General features: G+C 62.4%; 19 protein-coding genes. 7 read left to right on the top strand and 12 right to left on the bottom strand.

Annotation, left to right across the window (positions count from 1 at the left end; genetic code table 11):
• Positions 1-16: 16 nt before the first annotated feature.
• Both waaF and GTP55_RS10225 read right to left on the bottom strand, forming a co-directional pair.
• Entirely contained in the window at positions 17-1,060 is a 1,044-nt protein-coding gene (waaF, locus tag GTP55_RS10230; protein WP_161044823.1) for a lipopolysaccharide heptosyltransferase II, read from the bottom strand.
• Positions 1,057-2,289 (bottom strand): O-antigen ligase family protein, encoded by a 1,233-nt coding sequence (locus tag GTP55_RS10225; protein WP_161044822.1) that lies wholly within the window; start codon positions 2,287-2,289, stop codon positions 1,057-1,059. The genes waaF and GTP55_RS10225 overlap by 4 nt, the downstream gene beginning before the upstream one ends.
• A 52-nt stretch (positions 2,290-2,341) precedes the next feature.
• Between GTP55_RS10225 and GTP55_RS10220 the strand changes: the two genes are divergently transcribed.
• Together GTP55_RS10220 and GTP55_RS10215 are read left to right on the top strand one after the other, a co-directional pair.
• A complete protein-coding gene (locus tag GTP55_RS10220; protein ID WP_161044821.1) occupies positions 2,342-3,154 on the top strand; it encodes a glycosyltransferase family 2 protein in 813 nt (270 codons plus the stop codon).
• A gap of 73 nt (positions 3,155-3,227) precedes the next feature.
• Positions 3,228-5,480: a glycosyltransferase family 9 protein gene (locus GTP55_RS10215; RefSeq protein WP_161044820.1), complete on the top strand. Its 2,253-nt coding sequence runs from the start codon at positions 3,228-3,230 to the stop codon at positions 5,478-5,480.
• A 9-nt stretch (positions 5,481-5,489) separates the two neighbouring features.
• On the opposite strand, the gene GTP55_RS10210 is transcribed toward GTP55_RS10215, so the two are convergent.
• Together GTP55_RS10210 and GTP55_RS10205 are read right to left on the bottom strand one after the other, a co-directional pair.
• Positions 5,490-6,104, bottom strand: a complete 615-nt coding sequence (locus GTP55_RS10210) for a response regulator transcription factor (protein ID WP_229257855.1) — start codon at positions 6,102-6,104, stop codon at positions 5,490-5,492.
• Positions 6,091-7,716 carry an ATP-binding protein gene (locus tag GTP55_RS10205; protein WP_161044819.1) on the bottom strand — a complete coding sequence of 542 codons (1,626 nt, stop codon included), beginning with the start codon at positions 7,714-7,716 and terminating at the stop codon, positions 6,091-6,093. Before GTP55_RS10205 ends, GTP55_RS10210 begins: the two co-directional genes overlap by 14 nt.
• Positions 7,717-7,950: 234 nt before the next feature.
• Here GTP55_RS10205 and GTP55_RS10200 point away from each other — a divergent pair, with 234 nt between their 5' ends.
• Together GTP55_RS10200 and GTP55_RS10195 are read left to right on the top strand one after the other, a co-directional pair.
• On the top strand, positions 7,951-8,922 hold the full coding sequence (locus GTP55_RS10200) for a VirK/YbjX family protein (RefSeq protein ID WP_161044818.1): 972 nt from the start codon (positions 7,951-7,953) through the stop codon (positions 8,920-8,922).
• A 42-nt stretch (positions 8,923-8,964) separates the two neighbouring features.
• Positions 8,965-9,198, top strand: coding sequence for a DUF6139 family protein (locus GTP55_RS10195; RefSeq protein WP_161044817.1), 234 nt, complete (start codon positions 8,965-8,967; stop codon positions 9,196-9,198).
• 74 nt (positions 9,199-9,272) lie between these two features.
• On the opposite strand, the gene dnaE is transcribed toward GTP55_RS10195, so the two are convergent.
• From dnaE to GTP55_RS10180, 3 genes are all read right to left on the bottom strand, one after another.
• The gene (gene dnaE / locus GTP55_RS10190) at positions 9,273-12,815 is read right to left on the bottom strand and encodes a DNA polymerase III subunit alpha (protein ID WP_161044816.1); all 3,543 of its coding nucleotides are present in this window, start codon (positions 12,813-12,815) and stop codon (positions 9,273-9,275) included.
• A gap of 68 nt (positions 12,816-12,883) precedes the next feature.
• Positions 12,884-13,165 carry a type II toxin-antitoxin system RelE/ParE family toxin gene (locus tag GTP55_RS10185; RefSeq protein WP_202423645.1) on the bottom strand — a complete coding sequence of 94 codons (282 nt, stop codon included), beginning with the start codon at positions 13,163-13,165 and terminating at the stop codon, positions 12,884-12,886.
• Positions 13,165-13,401: a ParD-like family protein gene (locus GTP55_RS10180; protein ID WP_154370464.1), complete on the bottom strand. Its 237-nt coding sequence runs from the start codon at positions 13,399-13,401 to the stop codon at positions 13,165-13,167. Before GTP55_RS10180 ends, GTP55_RS10185 begins: the two co-directional genes overlap by 1 nt.
• An 85-nt stretch (positions 13,402-13,486) precedes the next feature.
• Here GTP55_RS10180 and GTP55_RS10175 point away from each other — a divergent pair, with 85 nt between their 5' ends.
• Entirely contained in the window at positions 13,487-14,380 is an 894-nt protein-coding gene (locus GTP55_RS10175) for a sulfurtransferase (RefSeq protein ID WP_161044815.1), read from the top strand.
• Complete coding sequence (locus GTP55_RS10170) at positions 14,338-15,531, top strand: hypothetical protein (RefSeq protein WP_161044814.1); 1,194 nt, start codon at positions 14,338-14,340, stop codon at positions 15,529-15,531. The genes GTP55_RS10175 and GTP55_RS10170 overlap by 43 nt, the downstream gene beginning before the upstream one ends.
• A gap of 11 nt (positions 15,532-15,542) precedes the next feature.
• Here the strand turns inward: GTP55_RS10170 and GTP55_RS10165 are convergent, their stop codons facing one another.
• The gene (locus tag GTP55_RS10165) at positions 15,543-15,746 is read right to left on the bottom strand and encodes a DUF6447 family protein (RefSeq protein WP_161044813.1); all 204 of its coding nucleotides are present in this window, start codon (positions 15,744-15,746) and stop codon (positions 15,543-15,545) included.
• An 82-nt stretch (positions 15,747-15,828) separates the two neighbouring features.
• On the opposite strand from GTP55_RS10165, the gene GTP55_RS10160 reads away from it, so the two are divergent.
• Positions 15,829-16,941: an acyltransferase family protein gene (locus tag GTP55_RS10160; RefSeq protein WP_161044812.1), complete on the top strand. Its 1,113-nt coding sequence runs from the start codon at positions 15,829-15,831 to the stop codon at positions 16,939-16,941.
• On the opposite strand, the gene GTP55_RS10155 is transcribed toward GTP55_RS10160, so the two are convergent.
• From GTP55_RS10155 to GTP55_RS10140, 4 genes are all read right to left on the bottom strand, one after another.
• Positions 16,929-18,287, bottom strand: a complete 1,359-nt coding sequence (locus tag GTP55_RS10155; protein ID WP_229257854.1) for a TolC family outer membrane protein — start codon at positions 18,285-18,287, stop codon at positions 16,929-16,931. The two genes, GTP55_RS10160 and GTP55_RS10155, sit on opposite strands and share 13 nt — an antisense overlap.
• Positions 18,287-19,657 (bottom strand): HlyD family type I secretion periplasmic adaptor subunit, encoded by a 1,371-nt coding sequence (locus GTP55_RS10150; RefSeq protein ID WP_161044811.1) that lies wholly within the window; start codon positions 19,655-19,657, stop codon positions 18,287-18,289. Before GTP55_RS10150 ends, GTP55_RS10155 begins: the two co-directional genes overlap by 1 nt.
• A 2-nt stretch (positions 19,658-19,659) precedes the next feature.
• Positions 19,660-21,513 (bottom strand): type I secretion system permease/ATPase, encoded by a 1,854-nt coding sequence (locus tag GTP55_RS10145; RefSeq protein ID WP_161044810.1) that lies wholly within the window; start codon positions 21,511-21,513, stop codon positions 19,660-19,662.
• A gap of 248 nt (positions 21,514-21,761) precedes the next feature.
• On the bottom strand, positions 21,762-25,208 hold the full coding sequence (locus GTP55_RS10140) for a DUF4214 domain-containing protein (protein WP_161044809.1): 3,447 nt from the start codon (positions 25,206-25,208) through the stop codon (positions 21,762-21,764).
• Positions 25,209-25,399 lie beyond the last annotated feature (191 nt).

The following is a 25,399-nucleotide window of genomic DNA, read 5'->3' as shown; positions in this document are numbered from 1 at the left end:
GGTCATGTTGCGCGGCTTAGCTCGCCGCCAGCATCGGCTGCAGGCGCTGCCAGGCCAGATCCGGCGTCAGCTTGACCATGCAGTCGTGATGGCCGAGCGGGCATTCGCGCTGCTTGCACGGCGAGCAATCGAGCCGCAGCGAAATCGACGCCGCCAGGTCCGAAAACGGCGGCGCGTGATCGGGGTCGGTCGGGCCGTACAGCGCCAGCACCGGCCGGTTCAGCGCCGAGGCGATGTGCAGCAAGCCGGAATCGTTGGCCACCACGGCGGCGGCGCGCGCGATCAGCGCAATCGCCTCCGCCAGGCTGGTGGCGCCGGCCAGGTTGAATACCGCCGCGCCGTCCGGCAGGCCCGCCGCCACCTCGGCGCAGGCCGCGTGGTCCTTGGGTGAACCAAGCAAGGCGATCTGGGTCGACGGCTCGCGTGCCAGCACCGCCTTGGCGAGGCCGGCGAAATGCTGCGCCGGCCAGCGCTTGGCGGCGCCGAATTCCGCGCCGGGCGCCAGCGCCACCAGCGGCCGCGCCGGATCGATGCCGAGCCGCTGGCACACGGCGGCGATTTGCGCGTCACTGGAGACCAGGCGCGGACGCGGCAAGGCGGCGCGCAGGCCGGGGCCCTGCACCGTCACCGGCGGCCTGGCCAGCGCGGCATAGAACGGCACCATCGGCCGCTGCGGCACCTCGTCGTGGTGCATGACGTTGATCATGCCGTAGCGGCTCTCGCCCTTGTAGCCGACGCGTTTTTTAATCCCGGCCAGCCACGGGATCAATGCGTACTTGATGGTGTTGGGCAGGATGTAGGCATCGACGTAACCGCGCTTGCGCAGCAGGCGGGCAAACTGCCAGCGCTGCCTGAGCTGCAAGGCGCCGTGGCGGAACGGCGTTTCCAGCACCTCGTCCACCTCGGCCGCCTGGCGCCATACCGGCGACACCGCCGGTGGCGCCAGCACGTCAATCGGCCGTTCCGGGTGGGCGGCGCGCAGCAGTTGCAGCAGCGGCTGCGCCATGACCGCATCGCCGATCCAGTTGGGCGAAATGATCAGGGTGCGCGGCTGGCTCACGGTGCTTCCTCTTTGGCGTTCAGGCACAGGCCGGCCAGCAGGAACAGCATCATGGAATAGAACATGCAGCTGCGCACCGACCAGAAAATCACTTCGGTCAGGCCGAAGCTGAAATAGCTCAGCACCAGCAGCATGCCGGCCAGCGCCGGCGCGTTGCGGGCGCCGCCGCCGCGCTGCATCTGGCGCAGGAAGAAAACGAACGGCGCCACCAGCGTGGAACCCCAGACCAGCAGGCCGACCACGCCGCCGAACACCAGCGCCTGCAGGATATCGTTGTGGAAGTGTTCAAACTCCAGCACGTAAGGATGGGCGCGGTGCTGGGCCACCAGTTCTTCCATCTCTCGTCTGGCGGTGGGAATGCTGGCGCCCAGCAGCGGGCGGCGCTCGATCAGTTGCAGCGCGCTGCGCCACAGCTCGAAGCGGATGCCGATGTTGGTAAAGGTCTCGCCGCCATTGAAATACTGGTGCACATCGTTGATGCCCTGGTCGATGCGTTCGCGGGTGCCGGTCTGCGGAATGAAATACGTGCTGACCAATAACACCAGCGCCAGCAGCGCCAGCAGCTTGCGCCAGCGGCCGCGCAACACGTGACCGTAGCGTCCTAACAACAATGCCGCCAGGACAATGGCGATCCAGCCGCCGCGCGTGCCGGTCGCCACCGAGCCGACCAGGCCGGCCAGCGCGCCGAGGCCGGGCCAGATGGCGCTGCGGCCGGCGAAGTCCAGCGTGCCGGCCAGGCACATCAGGCCCATGCACAGCATGATGTCGCCAAACGTGATCGAATTAATCAGGCCGCCCGGACGGTCGATGCCCATGAACCAGCGCTGGTAGGCAATGAACACGGCGCCGGCCATGGCGCCGGCGATCAGGCCCCACCACAGCGCCTTGCGGCTGGGACGGCAGGCCAGCATGGTCAGCATGACGGTGCTGGCAGCCAGCATGCGGAACGGTTTTTCCAGGTCGCGCAGGCGGCCATCGCCGCTCAGCAGGCTCCACAATATCGCCAGCAGCAATAGCGCGCCAAAGGCTATCAATACCCCGCGAATCTCAGTAAGATGGCGCACCAGCGCCGGCCAGCCTTCGCGCCGATACACGATGGCCGCAATCAGGAAGGCGAAGCTGCACAGGCCGACACCGAAGCGGGTAATCAGCAGCAGGAACGGAAACAGAAAAATCAGGCTGTGGATAAAGACAGTGCTGGCGCGGGACTGGGCTGAGGTATTATTCATTCAAATTATCGATTATTGCAAAAAAGCAATCCGCTACAGCAAGTTGCCCACCATGTCACCCGTGCTTATTTCCATTGTTGTCACCACCTACAACCGCCCAGATGCGCTGACCGCCGTGGTAGAAGCGTGTTTTGCCCAGGACGACACGGGGTTTGAAATCATTATCGCTGATGACGGCTCGGGCCACAACACGCAACAAGCGGTGGCGGCGCTGCAAGCGCGCTCGCCGGTGCCGGTGCGCCATGTGTGGCAAGAAGACCAGGGCTTCCGCGCCGCCCGCGCGCGCAATCTCGGCACACTCGACGCCAAGGGAGAGTACATCATCTTCCTCGACGGCGACTGCGTGCCGCAGCGCAATTTTATCAGCCAGCACCGCAAACTGGCCCAGCCCGGCTATCTGGTGCAGGGCAGCCGCATCCTGGTCGATGAAAGCGCGACCCGCCGCGTACTGGACCAGCATCTCGACCTGGGCGTGCTGAGCACCGGCGACAAGCTGGCGTGGCGCCGCAGCGGCGCGCTCAACAAAGTGCTGCCTTTGCTGCTGACCTTGCCCGACATCGGCCGCACCAGCCGGCGCTTCACCTGGCGCCGCATCAAAAGCTGCAACCTGGCAGTGTGGCGCAGCGACCTGGACATCGTCAACGGTTTTGATGAAACCTTTCTCGGCTGGGGTTACGAGGACTCCGACCTGGTGCTGCGCCTGTTCAACGCCGGCGTGATGCGCAAGGACGGCGCCTATGCCACCGAGGTGTTCCACCTGTGGCACCGCGAAAACGTGCGCGACCACGTCGACAGCAACCGCGCCACCGTCATGCAGCGCGCACGCGCGCGCACCGTGCAGGCCACCAAGGGGCTGCGGGCATGAGCCCGGCCGCGGCCGCCTTCGCCACTGTTATACTTGCATTTTCCTTACCCCCCTCTTGCCGACTGACGCACCAATGACCAACGCCAGTAACGCGCCGCTACTGATTGAAAGCGGCAGCCCCTCTTCGTCCTTCCTGCTGTTCGCGCTGCCGGCGCTGGCGCTGACCAGCAAAGACGGGCTGGGCCTGGTGCAGGCGGTGATCCTGCTGATTTTCCTGCGCCACCTGCGCCCGGTGAGCCGCAGCTACCTGCAGCACTGGGGCGAATTGTCGGGCGTGACGCTGGCGTTCCTGTTTTACTTCCTGGTGTCCTGGGTGCGCATGCTGGCCGACCACCAGCCGCTGCGCATGCTCGACGGCCCGGCGCGCCTGCTGATCGGCCTTAGCTGCATCGGCGTGATGTACACCCTGCGCCCGCGCATCCGCTACTTCTGGCTCGGGCTGTGCGTCACCACGCTGCTGGCGGCCGCCATGGCGGCCTGGCAGGTGTTCAGCGGCGCCGAGGAGCGCGCGCTCGGCTTTACTCATCACGCTGTCACCTTCGGCGACCTGGCGCTGGTGTCGGGCCTGATGGCGGCCTGCGGCCTGGCGGCCTTCCGCGACCCGCGCCTGCAGCGGGTCGACTGGCTGCCGGCCGCCGCGCTGCTGGGCGGCATGCTGGCCTCGGTGCTGTCGGCCTCGCGCGGCGGCTGGCTGGCGCTGCCGCTGGTGGCGATCCCGCTGCTGACCTATGGCCGCCGCCTGTACGGCTGGCGCCTGTTGCGCATGTGCGCCGTCACGCTGGGCCTGCTGGCGCTGGCGTTCGCGCTGCCCGCCACCGGCATGGCGCAGCGCGTCGGCCTGGTGCTGCACGAAGCGCAGCAGTACTTCACCGCCGGCGACGTCTCGAACTCGGTCGGCGTGCGGCTGGAGCTGGGCCGCGCCTCGCTGATGATGTTCGCCGACCATCCGTGGCTGGGCGTCGGCCGCGACAACTTCGACGCCGCGCTGGCGGCGCTGGCGGCGGCCGGCCGCCTGCAGCCGCTGCCACCGATGGCCTACGTCAACAGCCAGAACGACTTGCTGTTCTGCCTGTCCACCGGCGGCCTGCTCGACGCCGGGCTGCTGCTGATGATGTACATCGCGCCGCTGCGCTACTTCATGGGCGAGCTGCGCCGTCCCGACCTTGGCCAGCACAGCCTGGCGCTGGCCGGGGTGGTGCTGGTGGCCGCCTTCGTCGGCTTCGGGCTGACCGACGTGATGTTCTGGCTGATGATGCCGAAGGTGTTCTACGTCATGATGTTGTGCAGTCTGATCGGCATGTGCCTGGCGGTGCGCTACAGCGCGCCGACGCCGCGCCGCATCCTCATCACCCGCACCGACAACATCGGCGACGTGGTGCTGACGCTGCCGCTGGCCGGCTACCTGAAGCAGCTGTATCCGCAGGCCGAGATCGTTTTCCTGTGCCGCCTGTACGCGGCCGCCGTGGTGGCGCACTGCCGCCATGTGGACCGCGTGCTGACGGTCGAGGAGCTGGGGCGCGACGTCGCCAAGAGCCTCAGGCAGACCGGCTGCGACACCGTGCTGTTTACCTACCCGCGGCGCGAGCTGGCCTACGCCGCGCGCCGCGCCGGCATCGGCCGCCGGGTCGGCAGCACGCGCCGGGTCTATCACTGGCTCACCTGCAACCGCCTGGTCAACATGACCGGGCCGCTGGGCGCGCGCCTGCACGAGGCCCAGCTGAGCTTCAAGCTGCTGCTGCCGCTGGGCATCGACTATGTGCCGCCGCGCGAGGACGTGTGGAAACTGTACGGCCTGACGCCGTCGCGCCACCGCGACGCCGACGCCGTGCTGGCCGGCCCCGGCATCAAGCTGATCCTGCATCCGAAGTCGAACGGCAACGGCCGCGAATGGCCGCTGGAGCATTTCACCACGCTGGCGCGCATGCTGGGCGACGACCCGCAGGTGCGGGTGCTGGTGACCGGCAGCCCGGCCGAAGGCCAGCTGCTGGCCGAGCAGGCGCCGGAACTGCTGGCGCTGCCGAATGTGGAAAACCTGTGCGGCAAGCTGGACCTGGCCGGCTTTACCGCGCTGATCGGTGGCTGCGACGGCCTGGTGGCCAGCGGCACCGGCCCGCTGCACCTGGCGGCGGCGCTGGGGCGGCCGGTGGTCGGCCTGTTCCCGCCGATCAAGCCGATCGACCCGGTGCGCTGGGCCGCGCTGGGACCGCGCGCCACCAACCTGGCGGCCGAGCAGGGCTGCGGCCAGTGCGCCGACCCGGCCCAGTGCAGCTGCATGCGCGCCATCACGCCGCAACATGTGCTGGACGTGATCCGCAGCTGGCGCTAGCAGCGCAAGTTAGTCGCCCTGGTCCAGCATGCTGATGCGGACCAGGTCGGCCACATTGTCGACCCCCAGCTTGCTCATCAGGCGCGCCTTGTGGACCTCCACCGTGCGCACGCTGATGCCCAGTTCCGGGCCGATGTCGCGGTTGTGCCGCCCCACCACCACCAGCTGCATCACCTCGCGCTCGCGCGGCGTCAACTCGCTCAGCAGGCTGACGCTGCGGCTGCGCCGCTGCTGTTCGCTCTGGTTGGTGCGGGCGCGCGACAGCGCTTCATCGATGGCGCCGATCAGCTTGGCGTCGTCGAGCGGCTTTTCCAGGAAGTCGACGGCGTCGGCCTTGAACGCCGCGCGCGCCGTGCTGACGTCGCCATGGCCGCTCATGATCACCACCGGCATCACGCAGCCGCGCGCGATCAGCTCGCGTTGCAGGCTCAAGCCGTCCATGCCGGACATGCGGATATCGATCAGCAGCGCGCCGCTCCAGGCCGGCTGCCAGGCCTGCAAAAAGGCCTCCGCGCTGCCGAACACGGCGGTGCGATAGCCGCGCACGCCCAGCAGCAAGCCCAGCGCATCGCGCACGGCCGGGTCGTCATCGACAATGAATACGGTTAAATCATGCTGCAACATAGTTCTCCTGACCTTCCACTGCGGGGCGCGCCAGCGGCAGCGCCATCCTGAATATACCGTGATCGCCCACTTCGGCCCAGAGCGAGCCGCCGTGCGCTTCCATGATGGCCCGGCTCAGCACCAGGCCCAGTCCGAGGCCGGTGGCCTTGGACGAGACAAACGGTTCGAACAGGCGCGCCAGCAATGCCGGCGACACGCCCTTGCCACTATCTTCCACCGACAGCTGCAAACAGCTGCCCTTGCCGTGCTTTTTGCTGTCGAGCAGCTGCGCCGAGACGGTGATGCGGCGCCCGCCCTCGGGCCGCTCCTGCACCGCATCGAGCGCGTTGGCCAGCAGGTTGCGCAGCACCAGCTCGATCTGCAGGCGGTCGGCCAGCATCGCCCGCGCCGGCATGTCCTCGACCTGCAGCACCACGCCGTGCTGGCGCAGCGGGGTAAAAAACTGCTGGCTGACCGACGACACCAGCTGGCCGGCGTCGACCGGCTCCAGCTTCATGGCGCCGGTGCGGAAGAAATCGCGCAGCCGCCGCACCACTTCCGCCGCCCGGCCCGACTCGGCAATCATGCGCTGCACCGCGCTTTTCAGCATCTCGCCGCCCTGCCCGCCATCGTTGCGCTCGATCAGGAATTCGCACGCCTTGCCGTAGGCGCTGAGCGCCGTCAGCGGCTGGTTCAGTTCGTGCGCCAGCGCGGCCGCCATCTCGCCGGCCGCCGCCAGCCGCAGCGACTGCTTCAAATCGTTCGACACCTGGCGCACTTCATCGACCACGATACCCAGCGAAAAGCCGACCAGCGCCAGCATCGCATCGAGCATCTGCAATTCCGGCACCTCGATGTTGACCGCGTTGTTCCACTTGACCAGCCCGCCGATGCCCAGTTGCAGCACAAACACCATCAGCGCCGTGCCGTACAGGCCCTGGCGCGAAGCGGCCCAGATCACCGGCAGGAACAGGAAGTAGAAATGCTTGAACTCCGAGGTCTCGATGGTGCCGAACACCAGGTACAGCACGGCGATCGCCAGCGCCAGGTAGCCCAGCGTCTCGTAATGCCACACGGTCTGGCGCAGCCGCTGGCGGCCGTCGGCGCTGGACAGCATCCAGATCAGCGGCATCGACACCAGCACGCCCACCATGTCGCCGATGCCGAAGCGCAGCACCACCGCCACCCACTCACCCGGCGGGATCAGCCCGGCCAAGGATAGCAGCGACATGTACACCACATCGTTGAGCAGCGTACCGACCACCACGATCAGCACCCACTGGAACAGCCGGTGCCGGCTGTCGAACACGCCGCCGCTGCCGAAAGTGCGCTTGAGCGCCACCCCCAGCAGGCCGTAACCGAGGGTCAGCCACAGCGACAGCAGCAGCGACAGCGGCAAGCCGGCCGGCATGCCGCGCACCAGCCATTCGCCCAGCAGCAGCGCGATAAACCATGGCAGCGCCGCGCGCCAGCCATAGCGCAGCCAGCACACCAGGCCCAGCGCCGGGTCCGGATTCCAGGGCGTGATATTCAGGCCGTACAGGGGATCGATGTACGTGGCCCAGTCGAATAGCACGTACAAGCCGATGAACGCGGGAAATAGCAGGTGACGGGAGGGGAATGGCGCGGTCATACCGGGTGGCTTGTATCGCAATGTATCATTATGCATTGCCTCAATTCATCTTGCATTGCATTTTACAACTAGGGGCAACCCTTAGCGTTCAGGCATCGCATCTATACAACAGCCCGTTTGTCCAGCATGCAATTATTAAGGGTAATTCGTAGATCTTTACCCGAATTTACATTGCGTTACATGCCGACTACCATCGCGACTTGCCCACAAGGCCCCCTTTTGGAAGAGTTGACGATGCAGTCCATTACCATCCGCTCCGGCGCGGCAGGCTTTACCGGCCTGAAACAGTTGCGCGAGACCCTCAAGCTGGCGCTGCGCGCGCGACTGCACCGCCACGCCACCTTCGGCTGGCTGGAACTGCTGAACTCCCATCCAATGTTTGCCGAACTGGTCAAGGCGCGCCCGCGCCTGATCTACAAAATCTACCGCCCTTACCTGAGCAACACCATGGACGCCGGCCAGCGCCTGGCGCTGCTGCGCGGCCACTACCGCCACGTCTTCCGTCACGGCCTGGGACCGCTGACGGTGCAGGCCGCACGCCACGCCGTGGTGCTGGCCACCATCGACGGCAAGAGCGGCGTAGCCTACCAGGTGCAGCTGCGCGCCATCGAGCCGATGGAGCGTGAAGGCGAACTGGTGCTGCAACTGCTGCAGGGCGGCGACCTGGTCTACAGCGCGGCGTTTTCCTTCCTCGACGGCGGCCAAGATGGCATGGCGCTGGGCATCGGCTGCATGCAGGGGCCGAAAGGCGAACGCGGGCTGCAACTGATCAAGGACGCCACCCGCGAGCTGCACGGCCTGCGGCCGAAGAACCTGATGGTCAAGCTGCTGAGCCAGATCGCCTACGACCACGATTGCGCCCAACTGCGCCTGGTCGGCAACGCCAACCGCGCGGTGTGCGGCGCCACCCGCCAGGGCAAGGTGCATGCGGATTACGATGCGCTGTGGCAGGAACTGGGCGCCGTGGCGCGCAGCGACGGCGACTACGCGCTGGCCAGCGAAGCGATCTGCGCGCCGGACCTGGCGGCGATTGCATCGAAGAAACGTTCGGAAGCGCGCAAGCGCCATGAGACGCTGTGCGAACTGGCGCAGGCGGTGGCGGTAAGCCTGCACGCGCCGCGCATCGAGGCGGTGCAGCTGCCGGTGCAGACGACGCCGGTTTTCCCGCCTATGGCAGAGGACGCGGAGAAGTACGCCCTGGCTTGATGAAATCCGCTACCATGGGCTTTTCGTCAGAGGAGAATCACCATGCGTGTGGACATTTATAGCCGCGAAGAAGCACAAGGCAAGCATACCTATCTGGCTGTGCCGGAAGGTAAACCGATTCCGGAAGAAGCCACCAGCACCGACTGGCATGCGGAAGCGCAGCAGGTCGAGATTGACGACGGCCAGGACACACTGCCCAAGTACCACATCGACAAACCACTGGCGCAAATCAGCGACAAGGGTTACGCCATCACCGGCATCAGCCAGCAGTTCTAAGCCGTCGCTCCCGCGCAAGCGGGAGCCCATGCCGAGCTTGCGCTCCATGGATCCCCGCCTGCGCGGGGACGACGTCAATATTCGACCACAACCTCGCGCGCGCCCAGCACCTGCTGGAGCGCCAGCTGCAGCTCATCCGACGGCGCCACGCGCCACCCTTCCCCCAGCTGCAACACGCAGCTGACCCCTTGCGGCTGGATGCGCGCCGAAATCGGCAAGCCATCGGTCTGGCGATACGGCGCCAGCACTTCCGCCACCTTCTTCGCATCGACCGACACCGGCAACGCCATGCTCAGCTGCTTGCCGTGCTTGACGCGCGAGCTGATGATGTCGAACACCTTCTCGGCCGAAATCCGCAGGCCGCCGTTGAAGCGGTCTTCCGACACCTTGCCGATCACCGCCAGGAACTCGTCTTCCTTGAACATGTGCTTGTGTTCCTCGAACACCTCGGCGTACACGGTCACTTCCACCACCGCGCTCTTGTCGTCCAGCGTGACGATCAGGATCTTGCCGCGCTGGGTCATCTGCGGGCGGATGCCGGTGATCACGCCGCACAGCATGCGCGGATCGCGCGACGGCTCCAGGTCGGCCAGCTTGGTGCGCGAGAAGCGCCGCGCTTCCGGCGCGAACGAATCGAACATGTGGCCGGACAGGTAGAAGCCGAGCGCGATCTTTTCCTCGGCCAGCCGCTGGCGGTCGGTGAAGGGCGTGGCCTTCACATAATCCGGCGGCGGTTCGAGGTCGCTGTCGTCGCCGCCGAACAGGCTGACCTGGTTGGCCGACTTGGCCTGCTGGTCGGCATATTCCATCGCGAAGCTGACCGAGGCCAGCAGCACGGCGCGGTCGACGCCCAGGCAGTCGAAGGCGCCGGCGCGGATCAGCGACTCGATGGTGCGGCGGTTGATCTGCTTCTTGTCGACCCGCTTGCAGAAATCGAACAGGCTGGTGAACGGACCGTCGGCATTGCGCGCGGCGATGATCGCCTCGATCGCATTCTGGCCCGCGCCCTTGCAGGCGCCCAGGCCGTAGCGGATCTGCGTGACCTTCTTGCCGGTGACCGACGGCGGCGGGCCGTCCGGCACGAAGCGGTACTCGGACTTGTTGATGTCCGGCGGCAGGATGGTCAGGCCGCAGATGTCGATCGCATCTTCGACCAGGATCTTGACCTTCTCGGTGTCCTCCATCGCCAGCGACATATTGGCCGCCATGAACGCGGCCGGATGGTGCGCCTTCAGGTACGCCGTGTGGTACGACAGCAGCGCGTACGCGGCCGCGTGCGACTTATTGAAGCCGTAGCCGGCGAACTTCTCCATCAGGTCGAAGATCTCGTCCGCCTTCTGCGTGCTCAGGCCATCCTTGGCGGCGCCGGCGCGGAAGATCTCGCGGTGCTCGGCCATCTCCTCGGCTTTTTTCTTGCCCATCGCGCGGCGCAACATGTCGGCGCCGCCCAGCGAGTAGCCGCCGACGATCTGCGCCATCTGCATCACCTGCTCCTGATACACCATGATGCCGTAGGTTTCCGACAGAATCGATTCGGTGCGCGGATCGGGATAATCGAATTTTTCACCGTGCTTGCGCTTGCAGAAGTCCGGGATCAGGTCCATCGGGCCCGGACGGTACAGCGCCACCAGCGCGATAATGTCCTCGAAACGGTCGGGACGCGCATCCTTCAGCATGCCCTGCATGCCGCGCGACTCCAGCTGGAATACCGCGACCGTCTTGGCCTTGGTCAGCAGGTCGTACGACGGCCGGTCGTTCAGCGGCAGCTTGGACAGGTCGAAGTCTTTTTCCTCCGGGTCGAGCGCCTTGATGTAGCGCACCGCGCGGTCGAGAATGGTCAGGGTGGTCAGACCCAAAAAGTCGAACTTGACCAGGCCGACCGCTTCGACGTCGTCCTTGTCGTACTGCGACACCACGCCGCCGTCGCCGCCCTGCGTGTACAGCGGGCAGAAATCGGTCAGCTTGCCCGGCGCGATCAGCACGCCGCCGGCGTGCATGCCGATGTTGCGGGTGATGCCCTCCACCTGTTGCGCCAGGTCCAGCAGCTGTGCCACCTCTTCCTCGTTCTGCTGGCGCTCCTTGAGCATCAGCTCTTCCTCGATCGCCTCGGCGATCGACACCGGCTTGCCCGGCTTGAACGGAATCAGCTTGGAGACGCCGTCGCAGAAGTTGTAGCCGAAGTCCATCACGCGGCCGACGTCGCGGATTGCGCCCTTGGCCGCCATGGTGCCGAAGGTGGCGATCTGCGACACCGCATCGCGGCCGTACAGATCCTTCACGTGCTGGATCACCAGCTCGCGCTTTTCCTGGCAGAAGTCAATATCGAAGTCGGGCATCGAGACCCGTTCCGGGTTCAGGAAACGCTCGAACAGCAGGTTGTACTTCAGCGGGTCCAGATCGGTGATCTTCAGCGCGTACGCCACCAGCGAACCGGCGCCCGAACCCCGGCCCGGGCCGATCGGCACATCGTTGTTCTTGCCCCACTGGATAAACTCGGCCACGATCAGGAAGTAGCCGGGGAACTTCATGTTGATGATGGTGTTGTTCTCGAACTCCAGCCGCTCCTCGTAGCGCTGGCGGTTGGCCTCGCGCTTGACCGGGTCCGGATACAGCTGCTCCAGCCGCTCCTCCAGCCCCTTCTTGGTTTCGGCGCGCAGGAAATCGTCGATGGTCATGCCCGGCGTGGGGAAATTCGGCAGCTGCGGCTTGCCCAGGGTCAGCGTCAGATTGCAGCGCTTGGCGATTTCCACCGAGTTCTGCAGCGCAGCTGGCAGGTCGTGGAACAGCTCGGCCATCTCGGCCTGCGTCAGGAAGCGCATCTGCTCGTTGAAGCGCTTGACGCGCTTGGCGTTGGCCAGCATCTCGCCCTCGGCGATACAGACGCGCGCCTCATGGGCGATGTACTCGTCCTTGTTGACGAACTGCACCGGATGGGTCGCCACCACCGGCAGGCCCAGCTTGGCCGCCAGCGCGATCGAATGGCGCACCTGCATCTCCTGGTTGGCCTGGCCGGCGCGCTGGATCTCGATGTAGAAATGGCCGGGGAACAGCGCCGCCCACTTCTGCGCGTGGGCTTCGGCCAGCGCCGGATTGCCGTTTTCGATGGCGGTGCCGATGTCGCCGAAATGGGCGCCGGACAGCACGATCAGGCCGTTGGCCGGATTATCGTAGGGCAGCAGCGCATAGGTCTTTGACGTCAGTTCCTGCAGCCACTCGGTGCGGATCTCGGCGCGGCCCTTGTACTGGTTGGTCAGCCAGGCTTGCGACAGCAGTTCGCACAGCTGCAGGTAGCCCATGCGGTTCTTGGCGAACAGCATCAGCCGCGATGGCTTGTCGCGGTTGTCGTCATTGGTGATCCAGACATCGACGCCGACCACCGGCTTGATGCCCTTGCCGCGCGCCGCCTTGTAGAACTTGACCATGCCGAACATATTGGCCAGGTCGGTGACCGCCAGCGCGCCTTGCCGGTCCTTGACGGCCTGCTTGATCAGATCGTCAATGCGCACCAGCCCGTCGACGATGGAATACTCCGAATGGACGCGCAAATGGACGAAAGACGGTCCCACCGGCACGACGGCACTGCCGGCTACTGCTTGTTCATTTGCTACCATATTCATATACGACTCAAGGCTGGTTCAATAACTCCGTATTTTACCGCGCAGCGGCCCAGACCGATAAATCTGATTCAGCCAGACCGTTTGATATCGCGATAAAAATTCTCGTGCGGGCCAACTGCCTCTAAATAGATGAGCTGAATGCCCTCATCCAGGGTATAACCGAGCAGATAAAGCTGTCCGCCACTCCGGAATTTATGGACATGAAGTGCCTCCAGATCACCTTTTTTGCGCTCCCCCACTTGCGGATCTGCCTGCACCGCCGCCACGGCGATGTCGACATCGGCAGCCGTCTTGTCGTGCAGTTTTTTATACTGCCTGGCAAATCGTCTGGTCTGCCGGACCGCCCGCATTATTTGCTCCGGCTACTGCGCGGCACAAACGGTTGCGCATCTTCACGCGGCTCCGACAGCGAAGCCAACGACTCGGCAATAAAGCCGACGGGTAAATCGGGATTATCCAGCGCGGCCCGCCCCACCCTCGCCCAGAACTCGATTTGCCCGGCGATGGAACGATGCTCTATCGCCGCATCCTGCCTGGCCTGCTCATACAGCTGCTGATTGATACGAATGGATGTACTCCCCGCCATCGCAACCTCCGTTACCACATTTGTGGTAATAATCTTAGCACCAGAACGCGTATAATGTCGCCTTTCCCTTTTTGATCTCACCATCATGCAAGCTAATACTGCTTTACAAGCTGAAGCGCATGCTGGCGCTGCCCAGCACGTCAACATCGCCGCCTACAAATTCATCACCTTCGACGACACCGAGGCGATGCGCCCGCAGTACCAGGACATCTGCAACCGCCTGGGCCTGAAAGGCACCATCCTGTTGACGCCGGAAGGGATCAATATGTTCCTGTCCGGCCCGCGCGGCAATATTGACGAGTTCCTGGCCTGGGTCCGCAGCGACGCCCGCTTCGCCGACCTGGAAGTGAAGGAAAGCCTGTCGGCCGAACAGTCGCACAAGCGCATGCTGGTCAAGATCAAAAAAGAAATCATCACCATGCGCATGCCGCTGATCAAGCCGGAAGACGGCCGCGCGCCGTTCGTCGAAGCGCACACGCTCAAGCGCTGGCTGGACAACGGCGTCGACGACAACGGCAAGCCGGTGGTGATGGTCGACACCCGCAACGATTTCGAGGTGGACGTCGGCACCTTCGACAACACAGTCGACTACCGCATCAAGAAATTCACCGAGTTCCCGGACCTGATCGCCGCCCACAAGGACGACTTCGAAGGCAAGACCGTGGTCACCTTCTGCACCGGCGGCATCCGCTGCGAAAAAGCCGCGATCCACATGCAGAACATCGGCTACGACAACGTCTACCAGCTGGAAGGCGGCATCCTCAAGTATTTCGAGGAAGTCGGCGGCGCCCACTACACCGGCGACTGCTTCGTGTTCGACTACCGCACCGCGCTCAACCCGCAGCTGCAGCCGACCGAAACCGTGCAATGCTTCGTCTGCCGCGCCGTGGTCACCCCGCGCCAGCAACTGGCGCCGGAATACGTCTACGAGAAGTCGTGCCCGGCCTGCTTCGACAGCAAAACGGCCGGCGCAGCGTGATGACCCGCGCGGGCGGGGCGGAAGAAGGCGGGCTGCGCGTCTTGCAGTGCGTGCAGCAATTCATCTATCACACGCCACGCTGGAAACTGATCGTCGTGCTGCTGCTGAGCACCCTGATCAAGACCGGCATCTGGTTCATGCCGAACCTGGATTCCACCGCGCTAATCGCCAGCAATCCCTTCGTCAATCCGTTCAGCAATCCGGACGCGCATTACCTGCTGACCAGCTGGCTCGGCCTGTACGGTGCATGGCTGATCGGCGCCACCAGCGAACGGCTGCTGTTCTGCTATTTCCTGCTGTTCTCGATGCTGTTCAGCGCGCTCTTCATGCGCCTGCTGCTCACCCGCCTGCCCGATGCCGCCGCCCGCACGGCGCTGGTGCTATTCACGCTGCTCCCGGTGTCGGGCACCAGCTACTTCTGGGCCGGCATCGACGGCATCACGCTGTGCCTGATCACCCTGGCCCTGCTGCAACGCGACCGCCCGTCACCGCTGTTGCTGCTGACCGGCATCCTGCTCGGCATGCAGCATTTCGAACAGAGTTTCTTCGGCTTTGGCGCGGTGCTGCTAGCGCTGTGGTTGAACAAGGTGTGGCGCGCCGACGCTGCGGGCGGCTACAGCTTGCGCTGGGCAGTGTGCCTGCTGGTCGGCATTGTGCTCGGCAAATTTGTGCTGCAACTGCTGTTCCAGCACTTCGCCCTGCACCTCAATTCCGGTCGCATGTACTGGCTGCACAACCATCTGCCAGCCCTGGTCGGGCAGACGCTGCTGCATTTGCACCTGGTGCTGTGGTCGGCGCTGGGGCTGGGCTGGGTGGTGGCGCTGGCATGGGCAGAACGCGGCAAGGCAGCATGGCCCATGCTGCTGGCGCTGGCCGGCCTGTTGCTGCTGCTGCCGGTCTCCGGCGACCAGACGCGCGTGCTGGCCATCGTCACCTTGCCGCTGCTCTCGGTGTACTGGCTGCTGAACAGCGCCTTCCTGGACAGCCTGAACCGCACACTGGTCAGCGCGCTGTTCAGCCTGTCGCTGATGCTGCCGTGGAGCTGGGTTTGGGAAGGCTTGCCGCGGTGGTCAGCACTGCCGTTCGACATCGCGCTATTGCTGCAACGCTTTGAGGTGCTGCCGACCACGATGCGCATCTGGCCGTTCTAGCCCGGTCCCGCTTATTGCGTTGTGCGTGGCAACATCTGCTGCAAGGCCGACTCGTAGGCGTTGCGCGCGGTCTGGTACACCGCCAGCTTGGCGCGCAAATCGGCCATCTGGGTGTCGACAAACTGGAGGTTGGCCACCTGCGCCTGCGCCTCTTCGCTCAGATCGCTCACCTTATAGCTGACGCCATTCAAGGTTACTTCAACTTCCTCCTGCATTCTTACCTCCGACCTATGACTGGTTCACCATTATAATTGGCGACCCGTGCGCCACTCCGCCGCCGTTCATCGATGCTCACCCATGCAAAAACTCGTCTTCGCCCATCAATTGCGCGGCATTGCAGCACTGCTGATTGTGATCACACACTACTTCGGCGTCTATTACGGCGCGCAGGGCGTGGTGGCCATGATTACCGCCTCGCCCGACCTGGACCTGGTGGCGCCGGCATGGGTGGCCTACATGGACTTCCCGTATTTCAAAGGACCGTTCGGCGTCGCCGTGTTTTTCCTGATCAGCGGTTTTGTCATCCCGTTCAGCCTGCAGAAACAGCGCGGTGTGCGCTTTCTGCTGGCGCGCGCGCTGCGCATCTACCCGACTTACATCGCCTGCCTGACGCTAGGACTGCTGGCGTTGCTAGTGTCTGCAAATTACTGGCAGCAGCCGTTTCCAGCGGACTGGCAGCGTATCGCCGCCAATGCACTGCTGGTACACAACCTGGTCAACCTCTCCAGCTATGACGCCGTCAACTGGACCCTGGCGATCGAGCTGAAATTTTATCTGCTGGCAGCGTTATGCGCACCCGCCTTGGTGCAGCGCAAGCCGGCCGTGCTGGCACTGATCGCCGCCGCCATCATCGGCATGGGCTTGCTGGCGCCGCATGCAGCGGCGCTGCAACCTTTCCTCACCGCGCTGAGCTCCGACCTCAACTACGTACCATTCATGCTGATCGGTACACTGTTCTACCAACACTACCAGCGCCTGTTGTCCACCGCCGTCTTGATGGGCGGCGCACTGTTGCTGCTGGGCGCTTTCCTGCTAGCCTGGCGCATCGGACCGCAGCGCGAACAGGTACCGGTGCTGGCCGAATACTACGTCTATGCAGTGATGGTGTTTGGCGCCTGCTACGCGCTGCGCGAGCGCTTCCACTCGCTGCGCTTGCTGGACTTCCTGGCCGACATCAGCTACCCGCTGTATGCGGTGCATCCGCTAGTCGGCTACGTGATGCTGAAGCTATTGATGCAGCAAGGCTTGCCGTTCGGCCCGGCAGTATGCCTGACACTGGCCAGTGCCATCGGCCTGGCCTGGCTGCTGCACATCGTGATTGAAAAGCCCAGCAACGCTTTGGGCAAACGCCTGACGGCGGCGCGCGGTCCCGAATCGGTTCGAGACCGCAGTCTGCGTTACTGGAAGTAGCGGCCGATATCGCGCACGTCGTCCGGCCCCAGTGTGCCGGCGGCGGCGCGCAGACGGGCCAAGGACAGCAGGTAGGTGTATTTCGCCTGCGATAAATCACGCTGGCTGACGTACAACTGCTGCTGCGCGTTCAGCAAGTCGAGATTGATGCGCACACCGCCCTTGATGCTTTGCTCGGTCGCCTGCAACAGCAGCTTGCCCGACACGACGGCCTTCTCCAGCGCAGCGATCCGAGAAGCCCCGCTCACCACGGCAGCATATTGCTTGCGCAACTCGACCGTCACTTTGTCGGTGCGGGCCTGCAGATCATCCTTGGATTTTTCCAGTGCTGCTACCGCCTGCCGGCTGACCGCGCTCACGTAGCCACCTTGGTAAATAGGAATATTGATCTGGATACCGATGGTGCGGTTGACCGAATCCTGCTGGCGCGTGGTGATGGTTTCCGAATTGCTGCGGCTGTAGCCGGCAACAAAATCCACGCGCGGCGTATGACCGGCACGCGACTTGTTGACTTCTTCCTTGGCCGCCGCAATCGCGTACGTCTGCGAGACCAGGTCAGGATTCACCGCCAACGCGGTTTTCTTCAGCTCGTCAAAGCCGCCCTCCGGCAGCGGCAGCACGCGAAAGTCTGGCTTGAGTTCATCCAGCCCGGTTACGTCGCTTCCCACCACCGTGGCCAATTGCGCCCGTGCAGTCTCGCGGTTGTCCTGCGCTTCCAGCACCTGGGCTTCAGCCAGATCCAGGCGCGCCTGGGTTTCCAGCATGTCAGTCTTGGTGCCCTCGCCTTTTGCGAACAGCTGGTCGTTGACCTTCTTCTGCTCCAGATAGGTATCACGTTGAGCGATCGCCAAGCGCAGATGGTCTTCGGTGAACAGCGCATCGGTGTAAGCCCCGACCAGGCGCAGGATCAACTCCTGGCCGTGCAGCACGAACTGTGCTTCGCTGTACTGGGTCTGGGCAATGCCCTGCTTGTAGCGCGCCCACGCATCCATGCTGAACAACGCCTGGCGCAGCGACAGATTGGTGCCGGTACTGTGATAAACCGGGTGCGAGGTGACGAAGTTGCCCAGGATATTAGGCTCAGTCACATCGGCCCGGTTGCGGCTGTTCGCATAGCTAGCCGATACTTGCGGCAGCAGAGTGGAGCGGCCGATGGTCTTGTATTCCAGGCCGGCGGCCTTATCCTGAAGCGCACTCTGGAAAATCGGATCATTCTGCAATGCAGCCTCGTAGGCCGCAGTCAGGCTGATGGCCGAGGCGCTGCTGGCGTGCAGCAGCGCGCCGGCAGCCAGCATCCCGGTGATCGCCTGCGCAAGCAGGGATTTACTGGAACGAATCTTCATCATTATTCCTCCGACATGGCCGAGTGAGCACGGTCAAATATCGGTTTCAACAAGTAGCTCATCATGGTGCGCTCGCCGGTCTTGACGAACATCTCCACCGGCATACCTGGCTGGATGTCGAGCTTCTTGGAAGCGATCAGCTGAGCGCCTTCCTTCGATACCTTAGCGCGCACTTTGTAGTATGGCTGGCCGCTACGCTCGTCGACCGCGCGGTCGGCCGACACCTGCGTCACTACGCCAGGAATATGCGGCGTTTTATTCGCGTTAAAGGCGGAGAAGATCAACTCCACTTCCAGGCCGGGATGCACTTTGTCGATCAGATTGACCGGCAACTGCCCTTCCACCACCAGACTATCCCCAGTCGGCACGACTTCCATCATGCGGGCGCCAGGGCCGACCACGCCGCCACGGGTGAAGACGGTGCTGCCGACTACGATGCCATCCACCGGCGATTTGACTTCAGCGTTGTGCAGATCGTATTCCAGGCCGCGCATGCGCGCCAGCAAGGCTTCGGATTCGCGCTGCACGTCGGCCAACTGGGTGCGCACTTCCTTCTGATAATCCTGGATACGCTGATTACGGCGCAAACTCATTTCAATGACCTGTCGACGGGAGCGACCGATATTACCGATGTCTTCTGAAATAGCACCGCCAATTTGAGCGTAGGTCCGCTCCAATTCCAGCAAGCGGTTGCGGGCCACATAACCGTCCTTGGAGAGCTCACGCATGCCGCCCAGTTGTTCCTTCAAAAAGGCCAACTGTTCCTTTTTGCTATCGCGCGACTCCTCAAGGCCCTGGATCTGCATCTTCAGTCCGGCCATGTTCTCATCTGCCGCACTCAGTTCGCTTTCCAGACTCATGCGTCGCGAGCTGAACAGCTGGGATTGCAGACTCATCGCGGTGGTGGTGCGGGGGTCGGTTTTGAACTCATTCAGGCTGGCCGGGAACACCATCGCCTTGCCGCCGTCACGTTCGGCGATCAGGCGCGCCTCCATTGCGCGATCCGTGATGTATTGCGCCAGCGTACTGTCCGCCATGGCATCGGCCTGGACGTTGTTCATACGTACCAGTACCTGCCCTTTTTTGACCACATCGCCATCGCTAACCAGGATGTCCTGAATAGTGCCGCCGGTCAGGTGCTGCACCGCTTTGCGGTTGCCTTCCTTGGCTACCGTTCCCGACATCGGCACACCTTTATCCAACGGTGCCAGCGCAGCCCACAATATAAAGCCGCCGATGCCCAATGCCACGACAATCCACCCCATTTTACTGTACCAGCCTGCGTCCGTATTCACTTCCAGCGGCGTGACTGTACGCGATACTACGTCGGTGGCCGCGCCCGGCTCGGTCTTTGTGATTAAATCTTTGCCCATGATTATTCCTGTTCGCTAGTTGCCTTGCCGCTGGCAGCATTCTGAGCTGCCGTAAATGCATCCGCCTCTTTCTGCGTAGCTGCCGGCTGTGGTGTATTCACTACGCCGGACTGTGCCGCGGCAGCAGCTTGCTGCGCGGCGTAGGCTTGCTGCTGCGCCTGCTGCTGTTTTTGATTCGCTTGCTGCAGCGCCTGCAGCACATCATTGGTCGGGCCAAACATGGCCAGCGTACCATCCGACACCATCAGCAATTTATTCGTCGCACCGATAATGCTGGTGCGATGCGTGACCAGCACGATGGTCTTGCCACGCTTGCGCAATTCCAGGATAGCCTGCAGTAATGCGGCCTCGCCCACATCGTCCAGATTGGAATTCGGCTCATCGAGCACCATCAGTGCCGGATCGCCATACATGGCGCGGGCCAATCCAAGGCGTTGTTTTTGGCCGCCAGACAGTCCGCCGCCGCCATCGCCAAGCACGGTGTCATAGCCCTTAGGCAGGTGCAAAATCATGTCGTGGACGCCGGCGCGCTTGGCAGCAAGCACTACCTGATCGGCATCGATATCGCCGAAGCGGGCAATGTTTTCGCTCACGGTACCGCCAAACAGTTCGATATCCTGTGGCAGATAGCCAATATTCGGACCGAGTTCGGCCTTGTTCCAGTCATACATATCCGCGCCATCGAGGCGCACTTTGCCGAGCGCAGCAGGCCAGACACCCACTAGGAGGCGTGCCAGCGTCGACTTGCCCGAACCACTCGGGCCGATCACGCCCAGGACATCGCCTGGCTGAATGGCAAATGTCATGCTTTTGACAACCGGCATGTTGGTGCCAGGCGCCATGGCGGTGACATTTTCAACCGACAACGCTCCCAGCGGCTTTGGCAACGGCATGCCGTTGGCGCGCGGCGGATGCGTTTCCAGCAGTTTCACCAGGCGCTCATAAGCACTACGGGCATTGCTGAAGGACTTCCATACACCGATTACCTGCTGCACCGGCGCCAACGCGCGGCCAACCAGGATCGATGCGGCGATCATCATGCCCGGCGTGATCTTGCCTTCAACCGCGAGCAACGCGCCCAGGCCCAGCACCAGCGATTGCAGCGAGGTTTGTACGAATTTAGTAATTGCGCCCACCGTGCCCGACTTCTCACTGGCTTCCGCCTGCAAACGCAAAAAATGGCTATGCAGCTTGAACCAGCGATTCATCAGATTAGGCAGCATGCCCATCGATTCGATCACTTCGGCGTTGCGCAGGTTATTGGTTGCCAGATTGCCGGACGCGATCGCCATGGTGTTGGCTTCGGCCAATGGCTTATGCGAGACACGTTCGTTAACCCAGGCAAGCACGATCAGCACTGCGGTGCCCGCCAGCGCAAACCAGCCCAGCGTTTGTTCGAAGAAGAAAATCACGATCAGATAGATCGGGAACCAAGGCGCATCGAAGAATGCGAACAAAGCACTGCCGGTCAGGAACTGGCGCAGGTTGGTCAGATCCGACAACGACTGACCGGCGTTGCCGCCGGTTTTTTGCAGATTCTGCTCAAAGGCGGCGGTGTACACGCGTTTGTTGAGCTGCATGTCGAAGCGAGCGCCCACGCGTACCAGCACGAAGCTGCGCACGAGGTCCAGCGCAGACATGAACATGTACGCGCCGACTATCATGACTGTCAGCATCAGCAGGGTGACTTCGTTGCGGCTTTGCAGAACGCGGTCATACACCTGCAGCATGTACAAAGACGGCGCAAGCATCAGCAGATTGCTGATGGCGCTGAAGCATCCCACAGTAATGAACGTGCTTTTGAACATCATCAGCACACGCTGGATTTCGTTTTTTGGCGGGGAGAGAGTTTTCATTATTACGTCACAGTGTGAACACGTGGACTACGTAAACGCCGACGTGAATCAAAAGATGAACGGCGCGATTTGTAGCAAAGGCGCCATTATCCTCCATTTCCAACGGGGAAATGTGATTGGCATCACATTTTTTTTGTAATCGGCACGAAATACGACGGAGATATGACCAAAAACACAATTCTGCAAACAAAAAAAAGCCAAGCCCGAAGGCTTGGCTTTTCACTAGCGAAGATTAACTGTCGCTGAAATTACAGGGTGATGACGCCACCGGTCGAGTGGGTAGCGGCGCTTACCGTACCAACCAGAACGATCGACTCGATGTTGCCATTGGCAGCAGTGCCGTTGGAATCCCACTGAACCAGGGTGTCAGCGCCCGAGGTGCTGGCGGTGAAGATACCGGTGCCAGCAGCGAAGGTACCACGGACCAGAGCGATGTCGCCGTTGGTGCCAGCAGCGCCCAGCAGGGTGGTGACGAAGGCGGTATCGCCAGCGGTCGAGGCGCCCAGAGCCGAGATGTTGATGGTGTCGCCTGCATGCAGACCTTTAACAACGTCAATAGCGGTCAGCACGGTGCTACCCGAAGTAACTACACCAGCGAAGGTCTCAGCAGCAGCGCTGTACACCAGACCGTCCAGCACGCCAGCAGCGTGTGCGCCGAAGGTGATGGTGTCGCCACCAGCGCCGCCGGTGATCAGGTTGCTACCAGTGCCAACGGTGATGATGTCGTTACCAGCACCAGCGCTGATCACGTTCTGACCATTGCCTGCGGTGATGGTGTCGGTGCCGGCGCCGGTGGTGATGTGGTTATCGCCGTTACCAACGGTCACGGTATTGTTGCCAGCACCTGCGTTGATGCTGTTAGCGCCGTTACCTGCAACGATGACGTCATCTGCCTGACCACCAATGATGCTGTTGTCGCCGTTACCGGTGGTGATGGCATTGCCTTTACCGGCGATGTTCGTACCGGTCAAAGTGTTGTCGCCGTCACCAGCTTTCAGGGCTACGCCGTTTGCGGTGGCAGCGCTGAAGTTCAGGGTTACGTCGCCGCTTACGCCCGATGCGTCAACGATGGTGTTAACGTTCAGAGCCAGAGCGTCGGAAATGATGCTCAGGTCTTTGGTACCGGTGGCGGTCACCTTGGTCAGCGCAGTTGCGGACAGCAGGTTGTCGATGGTCAGGTTGTCGCTCAGCGCCAGGTTCAGCGTTTCCACGCCAGCCAGCGATGGGCCGGCCAGGGCAATGGTGTTAGTGGCGCCAAGACCATCGTTGATGTTCAGCGAAACGGTGTCCAGCTGACCAACGGTGGTAGCACCGGTCACGCCGAAGGTATAAGCACCGCTAGCAGCAACAGTGATGTTAGCGGCTTGTGCAGCGGTCAGGCCGGTCAGCGCCACGGTACCGCCGTTCAGGATCTCGGAGGTGACGGTCGAACCAGTGAATTTGCTCACGTCAGCCGACACGCCGGAATTCAGGCTCAGAACCTCGAAATTCAGGTACTTGCTGGCCTTGGTTGCGTCGAAGCCCGACAGAACCAGTTTGTCGGCGGTACCAGCACCACCATCCACGGTCACGGTTGCAGCGCCGTTGCTGGTCACAGTGTCAACACCCGAACCACCTTTGTATTGCTGACCAGCCAGCAGGCTGATGGTGTTCGAGCCAGAGTTGCCCGAAGCGTCGATCACTGCTGCTGCATCAGCGGTCAGGGTGCCGAAGTTCACGCCAGCTGCGCCGGTCACGACAACCGAAGTAGCCAGGTTGGCGGTCAGGGCGGTCAGCACGTTGGTTGCGGTACCGGTGCTTGCAATTTTCACGGTAGTAGCGTTAGCGTCGGTGTAGGTACCGGCGGTGATGCCGCTCAGGGTGAAGTTTTGGGTATGCGCTGCGGTGGTGTTAATCACGTTAACATCAGCGCTTTGGCCAGTTACCGACACGTTGGTGATTGCTTGACCGGTCAGGGTTGCATTACCTGCGTTTTCCAGCGTTACGGTGGTCAGGGTGTTGTGCAGGGTCGAATTGTCGGTGATGTTGTTGGTCGAACCATAGTTACCCTTAACCGTTGCCGAAGTCAGCGCGGTATTGGTGGTTGCGGTTACCGAAGTAGCGGCGCTTTGCGTAGCAGCAGCGGTATCAGCACCCGAAACGGTGGTAGCAGCGGCCAGCGCGGCAGCGGCGGTTGCATCGCTGGCAGCATCAGCAGCGATTGCAGCATTGCTTGCGGCGGTAGCGGCGGTCTGCAGTGGGGTTACCAGAGCCAGTGCGGCGGTACGGCCGGCTGCCGTGCTAGCGGCGCTGGAGAAGGCCAGGTCGATTGCAATCTTGTTCGCTGCGGTGATAGCACCAGATTGCAGAGCAGCGTAGGTTGCGGCTTGAATCGAGAAGCCGGTGCTAGCATCAGCCGACGAGTTGGTAGCAGCAGCGATTGCGGTAGCCAAGGTACCCAGGTCGGTTACAACACCAGCAGCAGCCAGTTTTGCCACGCCGGTCGCGTCAGTATCATTGGTAGCAGCGGTGTTGGCAGTGGTTGCAGCGGTCAGTGCGCTAGCGTGAGCTTTGCGATCTGCAGCGGAAACGGCATTCACAGCGGTTGCGTTGACGGTGGTACCGTTGACGAAGTTGATTGCACCGCTGAATACATTTGCGGTTTCAGCACCGGCACCTTTGATGGTGACGCTACCAGCAGCGCTGGTGGTCACTTTTACGTCGCCGGCAGCAGCGGTGGCCGCGCCAACGTTGACAGCGCCAGCAGCGTTGATGGTGACGTTTTTACCGCCGTCGACTGCTACGCTCGACAGGCCGTTTGCAACGCTGATGTCTGCGGTTGCAGCAGCTTTTACGCCCGAAATGGCGCCGCCCGAAACTACGTTCAGGTTGGTCACGCCGGTGAAGCTGGAGATGTCAGCTGCGGTGATCGCGTTACCCGAGGTAATGTTGACGATTTCGATGTTGGTAACGGTCGCGCCTGCGGAGCCAGCCAGGGTACCGGTCGAGGTAACGATGTTCAGGGTGTCGATGCCAGCGCCGCCGTCCAGTTTATCCAGGGCGGTGAAGGTGTTGTTCGAGCCATCAGGAGTGGCGTTGAACACGTCGTTCGACTGGGTGCCGACGATGGTGTCGATACCGGTGGTCAGGCTGTACGATTTGCCGGCCACGTTGTTGTATGCAGCTACGGTAGCGGTCGTGATTGCGTCCAGCGCGGTGGTGGTGGTTGCTGCGTCCAGGGTTGCCTGGTCAGTAACGCCAGCCAGCCATGCTTTAACCACGTTGTTAGCAGCGGCGCCGCTGTAGCCGATGATTTCAGCAGTAGTGTCCAGCGAGTTGTAGAAGGCGGTAGCAGCAGCTACTTTAGCGTTAACAGCTTCCAGGTCGGCGTTTTGCGCGCCTTTGAAGATTTGGTAAGCAACGTTACCAACGCCCAGACCATTTTCCAGAGCATTGCTCCAGAATACCAGGCCATCCACTTCAGCTTCGCGGCCGAACAGGTTCAGGTAAATCTGGTTAACGATTTCGAAATTGGTTTTGCCGGCGTAGGCTTCGGTGTATTCAGGGGATGCCGCAAACGCGTCAGCAACAACGGTGATGCCACCAGCAGCATTCGCTGCGTTTTGCCAGAACTTCAGGCCGCCGAAGTCTGCAGGACGGTTGAAGTAAGCGATGTACAGGCCTTGGATATCGTCGAGGGATACGGTAGTTGCCATTTAAAACTCCTAAGTGTTCATTCGAAAGTGAAGCTCAAACCAGATCGTGTTTGAAGCCTGGTGCTTGCTACGGGTGCCATAATGGCAGAAGGCAATTGCTGTTCGTTGTGACGGACGTCACAAATTCCATCAAAAAATCTTCTTATTTCATAAAAACGCTACAAAATCACTCCGCGAGGCATTATCGGAGA

The organism is Duganella margarita (assembly GCF_009857535.1).
Lineage (GTDB): Bacteria > Pseudomonadota > Gammaproteobacteria > Burkholderiales > Burkholderiaceae_D > Rugamonas > Rugamonas margarita.
This window is presented reverse-complemented; position numbering and strand designations above follow the sequence as displayed.